The sequence below is a fragment of the Streptomyces chartreusis genome, from assembly GCF_008704715.1.
Lineage (GTDB): Bacteria > Actinomycetota > Actinomycetes > Streptomycetales > Streptomycetaceae > Streptomyces > Streptomyces chartreusis.
Map to the genome: position 1 here is coordinate 4,137,070 of NZ_CP023689.1, position 15,200 is coordinate 4,152,269.

A 15,200-nucleotide genomic window follows, 5' to 3' on the forward strand; every position below is an offset into this window, starting at 1 on the left:
CTTACATGGATAGTTATCGATCACTAACTTTGGCAGTCATAAAAAGACAGGGTGACCCTTGCCACCCCGCTTCTACTCCCGCTCCTCGTCCCGCCCCGCCGGGTCCATCCCCGCCCAGACCCGGTGATCCGGCGGAAACCCCATGGCCACCAGGCAGTTGATGAGCATCCCGTACGCCATGAAGGTCGTCGTCTCGCCGACGTCGGCCCCCAGCGGCAGATGGACGGTGTCCCACAGCCGGGTCCAGCCGGCCCGCACCGCCTCGCCGAACTCGTGGTCGCCTTCCTGCTCGGCGGCCGCCACGGCGAGGTACATCTGCATCTGCATCATCAGCCGCTCGGGCTCTTCCGAGACGACCTTCCGGTACGCGTCACCCATGGCATGCAGGGCCTCTTCGCCCTCCACCCCTTCGGCGGCGTCCTCGAACATCCGGATGGTGTCCTCCACGCAGCGTTCGGCCGCGGCGAGGAAGATCGCCTTCTTGCCCGGGAAGAGCCGGAAGAGATACGGCTGCGAGACGCCGACCCGCTTGGCGATCGCCTCCGTGGACGTGCCGTAGTAGCCGCCGCGGGCGAACTCGGTCATCGCCGCACGGACGACACTCTCGCGCCTCTCCTCTGCACTCATCCTGACCATGAGAAGAAAGTTAGTACTCAATCACTAACTTGGTCAAGGGGGCGGCCCACCAGAAATGCGTAAGGGGCGCCCCACCATGGAGAACGCCCCTTACCTCACGGCACGCGCATGCCGTTCACGCGAGCTGCACGACCGCCCGGGACATGCCGAGCACCTTGCGGCCCTCGCTGACCACGGTCAGGTCCACGCGGACCTTGTTGTCTTCGAGCTTGGCCGCGACCTTGCCGCTGACCTCGATCGTGGCGCCCTGGTCGTCGTTCGGCACGACGACCGGCTTGGTGAAGCGGACGCCGTACTCGACGACCGCCGCCGGGTCGCCGGTCCAGTCGGTGACCACACGGATCGCCTCGGCCATGGTGAACATGCCGTGCGCGATGACGTCCGGCAGCCCGACCTCCTTGGCGAACTTCTCGTTCCAGTGGATCGGGTTGAAGTCCCCTGAGGCGCCCGCGTACTGGACGAGCGTGGCACGGGTCACGGGGAAGTTCTGGGCGGGCAGCTCGGTGCCGACCTCGACGTCACCGTACGCAATCTTCGCCGTCATGACGCTCAGCCCTGCCCTTCTTCGGCGTCCGCCCCGCGAGCCACGAGCTTCGTCCAGGCGGTCACGACATGCTCGCCCGCCTCGTCGTGGACCTCACCGCGGATGTCCACGATCTCGTTGCCCGCCATGGACTTCACGGCCTCGATGGTCGAGGTGACGGACAGCCGGTCGCCGGCGCGCACCGGCCGGGTGTACGCGAACTTCTGGTCACCGTGCACGACCCGGCTGTAGTCCAGGCCCAGCTGGGGGTCCTCGACGACCTGTCCGGCCGCCTTGAAGGTGATCGAGAAGACAAAGGTCGGCGGGGCGATCACATCCGGGTGGCCGAGCGCCTTGGCGGCCTCCGGGTCGGTGTACGCCGGGTTGGTGTCCCCCACGGCCTCCGCGAACTCGCGGATCTTCTCCCGGCCCACCTCATAGGGCTCGGTGGGCGGGTAGCTCCGCCCCACGAAGGACTGGTCGAGCGCCATGGCCCGGTACCTCCTGCTGTCTGCTGCGGTTGACCTGCTGGTTCGCCTGACTGATGCGCCGGGCTGATGCGCCTGGACCGGCCGGAACCGACCGGTAACCGGGCCAGAAACGACGCGAGGCCGCCCCCACTGTCGGGGGGCGGCCTCGCGTACGAGCCTGATTTATCGCGTCTCGCGGTGCGCGGTGTGCGCGTTGCAACGCGGGCAGTGCTTCTTCATCTCAAGACGGTCCGGGTTGTTACGCCGGTTCTTCTTGGTGATGTAGTTCCGCTCCTTGCACTCCACGCAGGCCAGCGTGATCTTCGGGCGGACGTCGGTGGCAGCCACGTGAGTGCTCCTTGACGAACGGGTGGGATTGATTTAACGCAAGAAAGAGTAGCCGATCGAAGGACCGACCCCGCAATCGGCTACTGTCAGTAGCGGTGACCGGACTTGAACCGGTGACACAGCGATTATGAGCCGCTTGCTCTACCGACTGAGCTACACCGCTTTGATGTGATCCGTTCCCGCCTCGCGGCGGGAACCTCTCACACCAGAGCCCCAATACGGAATCGAACCGTAGACCTTCTCCTTACCATGGAGACGCTCTACCGACTGAGCTATTGGGGCGAGCGATGAAGACATTACACGCTCAGCCGCCGTTCACCCAAATCCGTTTCGCGGCCCGGTTCTGCGGCCGATCGGCGGACCCGCGCGGACACCTCGCAGGCCACCGCGGTACCGCGGACATGCTCCCGTTCGGCGGACCACACCGGTACGACTATTGCGCTCCTGCGCTCCGCCGCCTCCTCGTGACCCTAGGCTCGACTCACTCTGCGTGATCTTGCCTCTGGAGTGCGATGCCCGACAGCCACCCCCAGCCGCCCCATTCGTCCTCCTCGTCGGGCTCGTCCGGACCGGCCGACCCGGGTGCCCTGCTGCTGTGCGGGGCACGGCTGACCGACGGCCGGACCGTGGACGTACGGCTGGACGGCGGGCGCATCGAGGCGGTCGGCACGGCCGGCAGCCTGGCGGGCGGCACACGCGCGTGCGGGACGCGCGTGGACCTCGGCGGCTATCTGCTTCTGCCTGCCCCGGCCGAACCGCACGCCCACGGCGACACCGCGCTCTCCGCCGACGAGGGCGGACCGGTCTCCTACGACCCTCATGACGTGCAGCGACGGGCCACCGAGGCCGCCCTGCTCCAGCTCGGGCACGGCGCGACCGTGCTGCGGGCACATGTGCGCGTGGACGAGATCCAGGAGCTGAACGCGCTCGCCGCCGTACTCCAGGCACGTCGTTCGCTGCGCGGGCTCACCGAGCTGACGACCGTGGCGATGCCCCGGCTGCTGACCGGCGTCGCCGGGGCCGACGGGCTCGCGATGCTGCGGGACGCCGTGAAGATGGGCGCGTCGGTGGTCGGCGGCTGTCCCGACCTCGACCCGGATCCGACGGGCTACGTGGAGGCCGTCCTGGAGGTCGCCTCCGAGCACGGCTGCCCCGTCGACCTGCACACCGACGCCACCGATCCGGCGCGGCTGTCCCGCGTCGCCGCGATGGCCGGTGGTCTGCGCCCCGGCGTGACGCTCGGCCCGTGCGGCGGCCTGGGGCGACTGCCCGCCCAGGTGGCCTCCCGCGCCGCGGACCAGCTCGCCGCGGCAGGTGTGACGGTCGTGTGCCTGCCGCAGGGCGGCTGCGGGGGCGTGGAGCGACGGGCGACGGCGCCCGTACGACTGCTGCGCTCCGCCGGCGTGCGCGTCGCCGCCGGGAGCGGTGCCCTGCGGGACGTGTCGAACCCGGTCGGCCGCGGGGACCCGCTGGAGGCCGCGTACCTGCTGGCCTCCCGCCACGGGCTGCGCCCCGAGGACGCGTACGACTGTGTCAGCGCCTCGGCGCGGGCGGCACTGGGTCTGCCCGAGGTGCGGGTGGAGGCGGGCTTCCCGGCCGAACTGCTGGCGGTCCGCGGGGACCGGCTGTCGGGCGCGCTGTCGCTGGCGTACAGCCGCATCGTGGTGCACCGCGGGCGGGTGGTGGCGCGGACGAGCGCGGTGCGGGAGTACTGCAACTCGGCGGTGGCCGCGGAGTTGGGGCTGCCCCGGCAGGGGCGGGGGGAGTTGTCGTGAGGCGGCGCGGGCGGGACCTGGCGTTGGGCAGTGCGGGCGGACTTGGCGTGAGGCGATGCGGGCGGGACTGGCGTGAGGCGGCGCGGGCGGGACTTGAGGGGCGCACGGCCGGGTGCGCGATCGCGCGCATGCGCCGATGACCTGCGCCCCTGACGCCCTTATGTGAGGCGCACGCTTCCAGGGCACTGGGGCGTGGCTGAAGTCGTGCGGCGGATGCGGCTGTCCGGGCGTACGGTCGGAATCATGCGCATTGTCATCGCTGGTGGTCATGGTCAGATCGCGTTGCGGCTGGAGAAGCTGCTCGCCGCGCGCGGGGACGAGGTCGCGGGGATCATCCGCAAGGCCGAACAGAGCGCCGATCTGCGGGAGGCCGGTGCCGAACCCGTCGTGCTGGACCTGGAGTCGGCGTCCGTCGAGGAGGTGACCTCCCATCTCCAGGGCGCGGACGCGGCGGTCTTCGCGGCCGGCGCGGGCCCGGGCAGCGGAACGGACCGCAAGGACACGGTGGACAAGGGGGCGGCCGTCCTGTTCGCGGACGCGGCGGTCCGGGCGGGCGTACGGCGCTTCCTGGTCGTGTCGTCGATGGGCGCGGACCCGCAGCACAAGGGCGACGAGATCTTCGACGTCTATCTGCGCGCCAAGGGCGCAGCCGACGAGTACGTCCGCGGCTTGGACGCCCTGGACTGGACGATCCTGCGCCCCGGAATGCTGACGAACGACGCCGGGAACGGCCAGGTGCGCCTGGAGGCCCACACCGGCCGCGGCCCGATCCCACGCGACGACGTGGCCGCCGTACTCGCGGAGTTGCTCGACACCCCGGCCACGCACGGCCTGACACTCGAACTCATCAGCGGCTCGGCCCCGGTGTCGGTGGCGGTGAAGTCGGTGGCGGGGAACTGAGGATGGATGGCGCCGGGGCCCAAGGCGGCTCCGGCGGCTCCGGCGGCATCTGAACGGGGTCCGGCGGCAGGCTGTGGGGCTGGGCCGTACGGCTAAGCGGAACGGCCTGATGGGCTGTTGGGCTACCGGCCTGTTGGGCTACCGGCCTGTTGGGCTACCGGCCTGTTGGGCTACTGGGCTGGTCGGCGCGGGAGTTCACGGCCGAGCGCCCTCAGGGTTCAGAAGAGCGGAAGCTGGCCGGGGAAGTCGGGCACGGCGTACCCGTCCAACGCGGGCTGTGCCGCACCGAGTTCCGCGTGTCGCCGTGATCCGGGGCACGACACGAGTTCGCCGTGCTCCCGCGCGCCCGGCGGGTCGTGCCGTGCGAACCGGCCGGCGACGACGGCGATGTCCCGTCGGCACTCGGGGCAACTTCTGCGACGCGTGCTCATGGGATCAGTGTGCCCCGGGCGCACCCCGGGAACGCGAAAACCCCTCCGCTCTACGCTTCCGTAGATCGGAGGGGTTTTCCCCAGTGTGGCGGCGCCAGGATTCGAACCTGGGAAGGCTGAGCCGGCAGATTTACAGTCCGCCGTTGATGACCCCGGCGCGTTGCCTCTGAGCTGGAGAGACTTATCAGGCGGCGAGCGTCACTCTGGTCCCCGTCCATGCCTCGTCCAGGAATCGTCCGAGCCAGAATCTGAAACGAACCACGACTGACGTGGCGAGACGTGAACTCAGGACCAGATCACTAGGCGGTGTCAGTCATGGCTGTGTCGTGAAGCACCGTCGAGCCAATGTGCCGTGACCAGGGTGCTGCGGTGGTCTTGACCCAACACCCGCCGCTGGCGGACCAGGGTGTCTTCACCCAACTCCAAGGCCTCCTCCACCCGCCCCGCGGCAACCAACCGGACCGCCAGGTTGGACGCGGTCATCAACGTCTGAGGGTGGTCCTCACCCAACACCCGCCGCTGCCGGACCAGGGTCTCTTCACCCAACTCCAAGCCCTCCTCCACCCGCCCCGCGGCAACCAACCAGAGCACCATCCCGGTCGCGCTCATCAACGTCTGAGGGTGGTCCTCACCCAACACCCGCCGCTGCCGGACCAGGGTCTCTTCACCCAACTCCAAGGCCTCCTCCACCCGCCCCGCGCTCGCCAACCGGAGCGCCTGAGAGGCCGCGGACAACAGTGTGTTGGGGTGGTCCTCACCCAACACCTGCCGCTGCCGGGCCAGGGTCTCTTCACCCAACTCCAAGGCCTCCTCCACTCGCCCCACGGCAACCAACCGAACCGCCAGAGAGGCCGCGGACAACATGGTGTGGGGGTGATCCTCACCCAGCGCTCGCCGCTGCCGATCGAACAGGTCCTGGTGAATGGCATAGGCGCGTTCCCGATCGCCAGAGAGAGCAGTAGCCGACGCCACATAGTTGGCTGCCCACCAAGTGTGTACGTGATCAGGGCCCAGCAGGGTGTTCCAGGCTTTGTGCAGGGCATCAAGGCGGGGCAGGACGGCCGGTGCGCTGCCACGTTCAACGAGGTACAGACATGCTTCGCAGGCGGCGAAGCGTGCATCGCCGGTGACCAAGTCGGTCGGGTCGATCGCCAGCAGGTGAGGCAGAAGGTCGGGCCAGCGAGGCCAGGAAGCAGGTTCCTGCGCCCCCCCGGGGTACGCCGCGGCGAGCAGAAAGCTGGCGTTCTTGGCCGCGGCGACGCGCTCCTCGGTGGTGAGCTGGTCTTTGAGGACGGCTTGGGTGAGGCGGTGCAGGTGGAGGCTGCCGCCCGCTACCCGGGCCAGCCCGTGCTGGTGGAGGGTCGACAGGACACGGGTTCTGGTGGGTCGGTCTGTCACCACCAGACTCACAGACGCGTCTTCGTGGGTTCCTTGCCCACTGCCGGTGGGCAGGGAAAACGGCTCGGGGGCCAGCAGCGCACAGGCGTTCATCACGTCTGCCGCCTCGGGGTCCAGCGCCCGCAGCCGTCGCATACTCAGCCGGATCTGTGCGGCCAGCGACCATCGATAGTCACGCGGCCTGCCTTCGTCAGTGACCTCGCTGGCGTTGTTTGCCAGCAATGCCAGGTAGTCGTCCACGGTCGTCGTCGTCAGGACCGCTGCCGCCTGTACCAAGGCCAGCGGCAGGTCATCCAGCGCCTCGGCCAGACGCCCCGCATCGATTTCCGACAGCCATGGCGTCCGGCGGCGCAGCAGGTCGACCGCATCCCGGCGAGCCAGCACGTCGACGTCCAATGGCGAGGCCACGCTGTGCCAGTCCGGGTTGCGAGAGGTGATCAGCACATGACCTGCCCCGGACGGGACGAAGTCCGCCAAGGCTTCGGGATCCTCCGCGTTGTCGAAGACGACGAGCCAGCGCGCTCGCGACCGCAGCTCGTGCCCCAGCGCCTGCACCGCCTTCTCGGGCGGTGTGTCCGGTTGAGCAGCCCCGGTCTCAACCGCCAGCAGAGCCAACTGGCCGGGAATCAGGGCCGGGTCTTCCGCCCGCACCCACCACACCAGCTCATACTCCCCGCAAAACCGGTGGGCGTACTCGGCAGCCAATTGTGTCTTGCCCACACCACCACGGCCGTCCAGCGCCACCACCGCCACCGCACGGCCGCCCGCCAGCCGGGATCGAACCTCTACCAGCAGGTCATCCCGGCCCACGAATCCGGGATTGCGGGCCGGAACGTTCCACACCCTCGGCAACGTGCCCGGCAGCCGCGGGCCGGTCGCCCCCATACTCCGCAACCGCCCCGCCCCACCCTGGCCCGGAAACCGTGGACACACTCGTGGAGACCCAGTCGGTCCTGCTATCGCAGCCAGGAGCACTTCCCGCGCCCTGTCCTCGCCTACTCCGAAGAGCTCTGGTGCGAGTAATGCTCGCAGCATCGGCGGTACAGCACAGTCCTCGACCCGAACCGGGATCAGCCTCTCCCGGCCCGCCAGTTTGGCCGTCCACTCCTCAGTGGTCCATCGCTCAGAGTCGAAGTACGCGGCCGAGAACAGTGCCACCATCGGCCCGCCAGCCAAGGCCCTATCCATGTTCGTCACGAAGTTGTCCCCGGCCCCCCAGTGCCAGGCAGCCAACTCCACCTCATACCCGGCATCCTGCAACTGCCAGGCTACCCACTCCGCCCAAGCAAGATCCGCCCCCGCATGCGAGACGAACACACGGTCTTCGCCCGCGCCATCCTCGACACCTGCCACCTGGACCCCCGTACCAGCCCCGCATCAACCCTGCATCGAGACTAGAACCCACCCTGACCACCACACACGAACTTGCACCGATTCGGTTGGTTTCATCGCTCCGGTACGACGATCTCATCCACACGAACGGCGCATGTGAGAAACCACTGATCGCGCCCCATCGTGTGCCGCTATCAACGAACCATGCTCAAAGCGGTGTTCCGCGGCCTCACGGCCGCAGCCCGCACCTTTGCTCCCCTGCCGCCCCGTCACCCGTCCACGCCGCTGTGCCGAACCGGCGGCGAGTCTGGGCGGGTTGAGGATCACAGCTCACCTCCAGGAGCGGTTCGGGTCATGAGGCGCGGCGGAAGACGGTGGCGGGGCCGATGCGGCGGGGGCCGAACTTGCCGCGGACCCGGTCGACAGCCGCTTCGGCGATGAGCCGGGACTCGCGCGTGCCGTCCAGGCTGATCTGCTGGGCGACACGGTCGGCGTCGATGAGGTCCTCGCCCTTGAGGGCGAGTGCGGTCAGGCGGCCGCGTTGCAGGCCGGCGGCGTCCATCAGCTGGCAGGCGATCAGGCGCAGGTCGTCGTCGTGTCCGGACGGTTCGGCGAGGCGACGGGTCTTCCCCCAGCGGCCGTCGCCAGTGAACGTGAGGGTGAGGGTGAGCGCGCGGGCCGCCTGGTCGCGGCCGCGGAGCAGTTGTCCGAGGCGGATGACCAGGTTGAGGAGGGCGGCGCGGGCGTCGGCGCCGTCCAGCGTGTGCCGGTCGAACCTCCAGCGGACGGTCACGGCCGCAGGCAGGTCGCGTGGGACGACGGGTCGAGGGTCGATGCCGCGGGCTCGGTCGGCGGCGGTGCGGCCGGCACGCCCTCCGAGCAGGCGCTGCACCGTGGTTGGCCGAACGGCGGCGAGCAGGCCGACGCTGTGGATCCCGTAGTCGATCAGCGTTTCGGCCTGACGGGGCCCGATGCCGTGCAGGGCGTCGACCGGCAGCGGCGCCAGCCACGGGCCGGCCTCTCCGGGTTCGACGGCCAGGACTCCGCCGGGCTTCGGGATCTGGGTGGAGGCGGTGGCCGCGACCGTGATCGAGGGGCCGATGCCGACGCGGACGTCGACGCCCAGCCGTGAGAGGGAACGCACGCGCAGGACCTCGCCCAGGCGGCGCGTGTCGGTGCCGTGGTAGCGCAGCGCGCCCTTCAGTTCCACCAGGGCAGCCGTGGGCGGCAGGGCCTGCACGACCGGGGAGAGCTCCGCGAGCAGCTCCAGGACCTGCCGGTAGGTCTCCTCCCCCAGCCGGTCCGGGCAGCGCACATGCATCACCGTCGAGACCTGGTGTGCCGTTCCGTCTGGGGTCATCACCCTCACCTCCCACACCTCACGTTATCGAACAGAAAATCGAACACGCGAGGGTAGCGAGCCGGATCGTGAGCATAGAATCAAAAATGTGTTCGATGACCTGCCGCCCGATCTGGAGCGACTCCACACGCTGCGCGTCTGGCATGCCCTGTGGGTGGAGCGCATCGACCGCAAGATCGCAGCCGTTCAGCGGCGGCAGGCCGAAGAGGAACGCGGCCGGCAGAGCCAGCCCGAGCGGCCGGACTGGATCGTCGAACTCGGCATCGGCGCCGACCGCGCCCCCGTGCAGGTTCATGCCGGCGACTGCTACATCGCGGGCAAGCGGCGCCGCGCGGTCAGCCGCGACGAAGCCCGCCGCCTCCTCGTCGCAGGCCTCGAAGCCTGTACCCACTGCGAGCCCGGCACCCGGCTGCACATCCTCGACTTAGCCCGGCGGCGCAGCACAGGCCCCTCACGCCCGGCACGCAAGATCGAACAACCGTGCCATCCGAGGCGTACTCTTCGACCGCGGTGACGCAGGACCGTCACCCGGAACAGGACCCACACGATGACTACACCCCCGCCCCGGATCAGCGAGCCGGACCCGTCCGCGCTCACCTGCTCCGGCGACCAGGTCGGCCCCTGCTGCGCCTGCCATCGCAAGACCCACCGCTACGGCCGCGGCGGCAGCCCGCTGTGCCAGTGGTGCATGGCAGCGGCGAAGGAGAAGTGGGGCCCGAACGTGCGCATGGCCAGCAACCGCCCCTGACCCCCGCATTACCCGTCGGGCACGCGATCGGGTGAAGCCCTTCCGATCGCAGAACCACCCCAGCCCTGACCGCGTGGTGCCGTTCATGAGGCCGATCAACGAAGCACATGTGGCAGAGCCGGGACTGGCTGTGGTCGAGGTCGCGGCGGCCGACGACGCGACCGCCTTCGCCGTCCAGCAACTACTCGCCGGACAATGCGCTCTCGCGCCGGCGGAACGCACGACACGGGTGCCTGGCGAGCCGGGCGTGCGGCTGCGCTGCTTCCTCGACCTGCGCCAGGCACCCGGCTTGTAGCAGCACGCCTGGCGAGATGCGCGTGGCGTCGTAGGCTGATGTTGCTCGGGGCAATTGCGGAGGTACGTCATGCCTCGATCGATCTGGTCAGGTGCCATCAGCTTCGGCCTGGTCACGGTGCCGATCAATGTGGTCAGCGCGACCGAGGACCACAGCATCCGCTTCCACCAGTACCACCTGGAGGACATGGGCCGGGTGCGTGTGCGCAAGTACTGCGAGGTCGAGGACCGCGAGGTCGCGCAGGCTGAGATCGGCAAGGGCTACCAGCTGACCAAGGAACAGGTCATCCCGATCAGCGACGAGGAGCTGCGCGAGATCCCCCTGCCGACGGCCAAGGCGATCGAGATCGAGGCCTTTGTGCCGCTGGAGTCGATCGACCCGATCCGGATCGGCGAGGGCTACTACCTCCAGCCGTCCGGCCAGGTGGCGGCGAAACCGTACCGGCTTCTTGTTCAGGCCCTTGGCCGTTCTTCGAAGGTCGCCGTCGCCAAGTACGCCTGGTCCGGGCGGGAGCGCTTGGGCGTCCTGCGCGTGAAGGACGACGTCATCGTGCTGCACGCCATGCGCTGGCCCGACGAGATCCGCGACCCTGCCGAGCTGCTGCCTGAGCCCGTGGAACTGACCGAGGACGAGCTCGACGGCGCCCTGGCCCTCATGGACAGCATGACCCGCGACGACCTCGACGATCCCGAATTCCGCGACACCTACACCGACGCCCTGGCCAAGGTCATCGAAGCCAAACGCGACGACAAACCCTTGCCCAAGGCACCCGAGCCCGAAGAGACGGGCGGCAAGGTCCTCGACCTGATGACCGCCCTTAACGAATCCGTGGCCAAGGCGCAAGCCGCCCGCGGCGCAGGCGCCGGCGACGCACACGAGATGCCGAAGAAGAAGACCGCGGCCAAGAAGACGACCGCGAAGAGGACATCGGTACGACGGCCGCGTAGCGCCTAGGGGTAGCGGCCCATAGCCCTGCGCGGCCGACGCCTCGCGCACTGAGCCTTCAGACCTGCGCATTGCGAATTGTCCGATCTTGGGCCGCGGGCGTCCACAGGCGTACGTCATGAGCACTGCACGCCTGTTCAGCCCGCTAGCCGGACTATGACGGACCCAAGCGGATTGCCTCGGACTTGACCTCAAGCGAGACCGCGACTGAGACCGTAAGTTCATCGATGGCAAAACGCCGCCATCGATGCCTCATCTTGCCTAGCCTAGGAGCAGTGAAGCGAGAGCTGGGGGCCACGTGACCAAGTATCACAAGGGGACTTTCACCGCCGGGTACGAAGGTTATTGGCGGAAGGATAAGGCAGACATCGAATATGCAATAAAGAGCAGCGTAATCGTGCTGGACACAAACGCTCTTCTCAGTCTGTACAGGATGGAGCGATCTGCCAGAGAAGAGTATTTCGGAGTCTTGCACGCTTTGGCTCCTCGCATTTGGATACCGAGGCAGGTGGCAGACGAGTTCCACCGGAACCGCATTTCATCTCTGGACGCCCACCTCAATGCACTGAGAAAAAAATCTGAAGCGGTTGCCGAGTCCATCAGTGAGCTGAGAAAGAATCTTCGAGATCTCGCGAAACTGCGTTCACTCGCTGGCCCGAAATCCGACGATTATATGCATCCATTCAATGAGGCCCTGAGTGGCATCGAGTCACGCATAAAGCAAGACCTGTCAGACTTCGATTTAAGTGCGGGAAAGCTTGCTTCCCACGACCCGATTCTAGAGGAGCTGTCCGTCCTTCTCGACGGCAAGGTAGGGGAAAACCTAGACAAGACAACAAAGTCAGAACTTGAGGCCGAGGCCCAACGCAGAGGCGAAAATGAAATCCCTCCTGGCTACAAAGATTTCAAGAGCAAGGGGGAAAACGGACTCGGCGACTGCCTGCTTTGGCTACAAATGGTCGACCACGCGACAAAAAATAAGCAGCCCATTCTCTTCGTTTCGACAGACGTCAAAGACGACTGGATCAGATATCAGTGCGGTTTGGCTATCGGACCGCGCCCCGAGCTGATTGCAGAAATGCAGAGCAGTGCGGGTGCGGATTATCATCACCTCACGCTATCCGAACTGCTCTCGCGAGCTGGACAGGCACTCGAAGTCGCCGTTAGTCAGGACACTATCGACCAGGCTGCCGAGAGGCAGAAGGATCAGGCTCGTCAGCGAGAACTGAACCAGCAGTATGCCGCAGTCGCTGCCGAGTTGGCGAGAGTTTCAAGCGAGATCGAGGCAACTAGGAGTGTTAGGGATATAGAGAGGTCCGACGCGGCAGAGCTGGCCGCACAAATCAAGCTTCTACAGGAAAAAATGGAGCAGGACCCAACTAGCAAGGAAGACCCTTACAATAAGTCACTTCTCGAAGAGGGGAATAGACGTCTATTGATCCACTCATCCAACATGAAAGAAGCTTCTACGGAACTCCGAAAACTCGCCGAGCAGGAGATCCGACTGTTCCAGAGATTGCAGAATATCGAAAATATCCTAGCTGATCAGGAGTAGATCCTATCGAAGACACGCAAGCCCTTCCAAATCGCAACGCTTCCCAGATAGGCGAGGCCTCAGCCTCGCCCTGCATTGAGACCTTTGTGTCACCTCCGGAAAAAGCGGCTTACGAAAACTCTCGCACCGTTGCATAAGCCCTGCACTCCCCGTACGGCTTGGTGACGAGGAGAGCTGACGGCACTTTTGAGACCGCGTTCTTCAAGAAGAGACTATCCCTTCCGGCTATGCTCCTACAAGCGGAACTTCGCCCGTAGTTCGGATTCCAGGGATCTACGCAGCTCGGCCTTCGCGTTCTCAGAGTTCACTTCCTGCACAATCAGCCCTTCAATTTCCTCTGAAATGCTCTGTAGCACTGAGCACAATTCTTCAACACTGATCTGAGGAGAGACGCGAAACGCCCCCTCACTGCTATCAAGAATGCATGACTCTACATCTGAGCGAGCAGGAAGATCGGACGAGATGTTCCGCCAAAAATGCCGCGCTTCAGGCGTAACCGAGAACATGAGTCGACTCTGTGGCTGACCGCCACGAATCTCTCGAAACTCCGTCAACCAAACGCGCTCGACCCATGCTGGGAACCCTTCCTTGGCGGCCTCGTATGACTCCTCGTATGAATCCGCCTCAGCTCGCAGCGCATTGCGAGATGCTTCACTCTCGGATCGCTTCTGTGCGATCTCGTCCTCGACCCGCAAAAGTGCCGTGGAAATCTGATCGGCCAGGCCTGACGGAAGCTCAGCTTCTTTAGTGAGCCAAATCGTGAGCTGCCCGCTGTCAGTTACTTTGCACCACCCTTTGGGCTCAAGACCGTCACTAACTAGACGAGTCAGAATATCTCGCCACACGTTGAATTCGTCGTTCGGCGGGACGTCCATCAGGTCCACTTCGATTAGGAATTTCCCTTGCTCCCCACGCACCCTGACATCACTGACACTCGCACACACGGAGGAGGAGCGGATACGACGCTGCTCCGCCTGACGCTGATACCAACGGTCAGGAATAAAGGATTCCTGAAACGACTCCCATCTGGTGATCCATCCGAATACGAATCCTAGCGCTCGCTGCGCCTCGTCCAAAGTAGCAACATCCATCGCTTCCGGATTCGCGGTGACATCTCGGAACCATACGTACTCTCCGGGATCCCCCGAGAGCGCCATTGCAACTGATGCATCGTTTACTTCCGACACTTCCCTCTTTAGGTACTGATACCCCTTGGTATCAAGTACTTCATGGCTCATTGGCTCGTGGTGAAAGGGGGTCCGACGGCGGTACTGTTTCCGCCAGTGATCGTATGCGACTCGGAATGCATCTTGCGATTTTCGGATACTGTCAGCAGGATCATTCCGCAAAAGGCGCTTCTCGGCCTCATCCAGCAACACTCGAAGGTCGGTATCTTTCACAGCCTCTGCCAACGTGACTTCATTTACGTTTACACCCCAAACGGCAGCAACCAAGGAACGGGTGTAAGAAGATGTCGCTGAGGCCCATACGTTGACGTTCTTCTGATCGACCTCTAGCCCTTCGTGTTGAACAAGGTTACGCGTTCTATGCAATCTGCGAATATCTGGCCATGTGGGCGTTGACCAGCGACCCCCAAGATCATTCTTCACAACCTCCATGATCTGTTCAAAACCAGCCCTGTTCGGGATAGTGAGGTTGAGAAAAATAGCCGCGAAATGCGTGACTCTTTCGTTCACAGCGTCAAGCAAGACTACTGCCATGGGTCTTGTAATGGATGAGTTTGAGCGGCTGGCTCGATCCGCAGAAGCAAGGAGGGAGCGAAGTTGCACGAGACTGGTGACAGTCTCTGGGGACAGGGGAACTGTGGCCATGTCCAACACATTACGGTCCGGATCGGACGAGCGGGGAGCAAACCAATCAGGTCGGCCAAGCCCTCTGGGGAAACCCGCACACAGCAGGCCGCCAGGGAGATGGCTAGCTGCTTCACGTCTGCGCCGCCCAGGGCTCCTGGCAGGATGGCCAATGCCTGGGAGACAATAAGAGGACGAAGAGGGGGAGCGAGTGTCGCAGCAGCCCAGCCCGCGTGGAACCTTCCTAAAGATCGCTGACGCCCTGAGGTCAAGGATCGAGGCGGACCCTGGCATGACCGAACTGCCGTCTGCTGCGGACCTCATGCACGACTATGAAATCTCGCGTGGGGTCGTCCTCCGTGCCTTCGGTGCCCTCCAGCGAGACGGCGTCGCAGAACCGGTGCCGGGCGGACGGTGGCGTGTCACACGCGCAGGCGATCGAGCCGACCGGCGCTCGTTGGAAGACCGGATCGCTGACATCGTTACGGATGAAGGGCTCGAAGTAGGGGCAGCTTTCCCCAGCGCATCCGTTCTAGCTAGACAGTTCGGAGTCTCACGCCCCACCGTGACCAAGGCTCTGGACAAGCTGGTGGCGGCCGGCGTACTGGCCAGTGGAGGGCAAGGCAAGGTGCGGACCGTCAGTGCCGTGCCGATTCGAGAGGAGCGTTCCTAG

The 15,200-nt window shown here is 65.7% G+C and carries 16 protein-coding genes, 3 tRNA genes and 1 pseudogene; 8 read left to right on the forward strand and 12 right to left on the reverse strand.

Annotated elements, in window-relative coordinates; translation table 11 throughout:
* Nucleotides 1-72: 72 nt before the first annotated feature.
* The 6 genes from CP983_RS17580 to CP983_RS17605 form a co-directional block, all read right to left on the reverse strand.
* Nucleotides 73-636: a TetR/AcrR family transcriptional regulator gene (locus CP983_RS17580; RefSeq protein WP_125529048.1), complete on the reverse strand. Its 564-nt coding sequence runs from the start codon at nucleotides 634-636 to the stop codon at nucleotides 73-75.
* Nucleotides 637-751: 115 nt separating this feature from the next.
* A complete protein-coding gene (locus CP983_RS17585) occupies nucleotides 752-1,180 on the reverse strand; it encodes a MaoC family dehydratase (protein ID WP_107904149.1) in 429 nt (142 codons plus the stop codon).
* A 5-nt stretch (nucleotides 1,181-1,185) separates the two neighbouring features.
* Complete coding sequence (locus CP983_RS17590; protein WP_125529047.1) at nucleotides 1,186-1,650, reverse strand: MaoC family dehydratase N-terminal domain-containing protein; 465 nt, start codon at nucleotides 1,648-1,650, stop codon at nucleotides 1,186-1,188.
* Between the two features lie 162 nt (nucleotides 1,651-1,812).
* Entirely contained in the window at nucleotides 1,813-1,977 is a 165-nt protein-coding gene (gene rpmG / locus CP983_RS17595) for a 50S ribosomal protein L33 (protein WP_003948671.1), read from the reverse strand.
* 90 nt (nucleotides 1,978-2,067) lie between these two features.
* A tRNA-Met gene (locus CP983_RS17600) sits at nucleotides 2,068-2,140 on the reverse strand.
* A 46-nt stretch (nucleotides 2,141-2,186) separates the two neighbouring features.
* Nucleotides 2,187-2,259: transfer RNA gene (locus tag CP983_RS17605), tRNA-Thr, on the reverse strand.
* A 230-nt stretch (nucleotides 2,260-2,489) separates the two neighbouring features.
* Here CP983_RS17605 and CP983_RS17610 point away from each other — a divergent pair.
* Together CP983_RS17610 and CP983_RS17615 are read left to right on the forward strand one after the other, a co-directional pair.
* Nucleotides 2,490-3,752, forward strand: coding sequence for an amidohydrolase family protein (locus CP983_RS17610; protein ID WP_107904152.1), 1,263 nt, complete (start codon nucleotides 2,490-2,492; stop codon nucleotides 3,750-3,752).
* A 243-nt stretch (nucleotides 3,753-3,995) separates the two neighbouring features.
* On the forward strand, nucleotides 3,996-4,652 hold the full coding sequence (locus CP983_RS17615) for an SDR family oxidoreductase (RefSeq protein ID WP_030947623.1): 657 nt from the start codon (nucleotides 3,996-3,998) through the stop codon (nucleotides 4,650-4,652).
* Between the two features lie 218 nt (nucleotides 4,653-4,870).
* Here the strand turns inward: CP983_RS17615 and CP983_RS17620 are convergent, their stop codons facing one another.
* The 5 genes and pseudogenes from CP983_RS17620 to CP983_RS17635 form a co-directional block, all read right to left on the reverse strand.
* Nucleotides 4,871-5,083, reverse strand: a complete 213-nt coding sequence (locus CP983_RS17620; RefSeq protein WP_150500370.1) for a hypothetical protein — start codon at nucleotides 5,081-5,083, stop codon at nucleotides 4,871-4,873.
* A gap of 86 nt (nucleotides 5,084-5,169) precedes the next feature.
* Nucleotides 5,170-5,248: transfer RNA gene (locus CP983_RS17625), tRNA-OTHER, on the reverse strand.
* A 144-nt stretch (nucleotides 5,249-5,392) separates the two neighbouring features.
* Nucleotides 5,393-7,324 (reverse strand): FxSxx-COOH system tetratricopeptide repeat protein, encoded by a 1,932-nt coding sequence (fxsT, locus tag CP983_RS17630; protein ID WP_244364952.1) that lies wholly within the window; start codon nucleotides 7,322-7,324, stop codon nucleotides 5,393-5,395.
* 168 nt (nucleotides 7,325-7,492) lie between these two features.
* Nucleotides 7,493-7,834, reverse strand: a pseudogene (locus CP983_RS45200) (toll/interleukin-1 receptor domain-containing protein); the annotation flags it as partial.
* 331 nt (nucleotides 7,835-8,165) lie between these two features.
* The gene (locus CP983_RS17635; RefSeq protein WP_150500374.1) at nucleotides 8,166-9,173 is read right to left on the reverse strand and encodes a DNA polymerase Y family protein; all 1,008 of its coding nucleotides are present in this window, start codon (nucleotides 9,171-9,173) and stop codon (nucleotides 8,166-8,168) included.
* An 88-nt stretch (nucleotides 9,174-9,261) separates the two neighbouring features.
* Between CP983_RS17635 and CP983_RS17640 the strand changes: the two genes are divergently transcribed.
* From CP983_RS17640 to CP983_RS17660, 5 genes are all read left to right on the forward strand, one after another.
* Entirely contained in the window at nucleotides 9,262-9,687 is a 426-nt protein-coding gene (locus tag CP983_RS17640) for a DUF6233 domain-containing protein (RefSeq protein WP_229914938.1), read from the forward strand.
* Nucleotides 9,688-9,720: 33 nt separating this feature from the next.
* A complete protein-coding gene (locus CP983_RS17645) occupies nucleotides 9,721-9,921 on the forward strand; it encodes a hypothetical protein (RefSeq protein WP_150500376.1) in 201 nt (66 codons plus the stop codon).
* Between the two features lie 85 nt (nucleotides 9,922-10,006).
* On the forward strand, nucleotides 10,007-10,216 hold the full coding sequence (locus CP983_RS17650; RefSeq protein ID WP_150500378.1) for a DUF6207 family protein: 210 nt from the start codon (nucleotides 10,007-10,009) through the stop codon (nucleotides 10,214-10,216).
* Nucleotides 10,217-10,285: 69 nt separating this feature from the next.
* Nucleotides 10,286-11,170 carry a non-homologous end joining protein Ku gene (gene ku, locus CP983_RS17655; protein ID WP_150500380.1) on the forward strand — a complete coding sequence of 295 codons (885 nt, stop codon included), beginning with the start codon at nucleotides 10,286-10,288 and terminating at the stop codon, nucleotides 11,168-11,170.
* A 289-nt stretch (nucleotides 11,171-11,459) separates the two neighbouring features.
* Nucleotides 11,460-12,716: a PIN domain-containing protein gene (locus CP983_RS17660; protein ID WP_150500382.1), complete on the forward strand. Its 1,257-nt coding sequence runs from the start codon at nucleotides 11,460-11,462 to the stop codon at nucleotides 12,714-12,716.
* A 233-nt stretch (nucleotides 12,717-12,949) separates the two neighbouring features.
* On the opposite strand, the gene CP983_RS17665 is transcribed toward CP983_RS17660, so the two are convergent.
* Nucleotides 12,950-14,437, reverse strand: a complete 1,488-nt coding sequence (locus CP983_RS17665; protein ID WP_150500383.1) for a hypothetical protein — start codon at nucleotides 14,435-14,437, stop codon at nucleotides 12,950-12,952.
* 412 nt (nucleotides 14,438-14,849) lie between these two features.
* On the opposite strand from CP983_RS17665, the gene CP983_RS17670 reads away from it, so the two are divergent.
* The gene (locus CP983_RS17670) at nucleotides 14,850-15,200 is read left to right on the forward strand and encodes a GntR family transcriptional regulator (RefSeq protein ID WP_308436552.1); all 351 of its coding nucleotides are present in this window, start codon (nucleotides 14,850-14,852) and stop codon (nucleotides 15,198-15,200) included.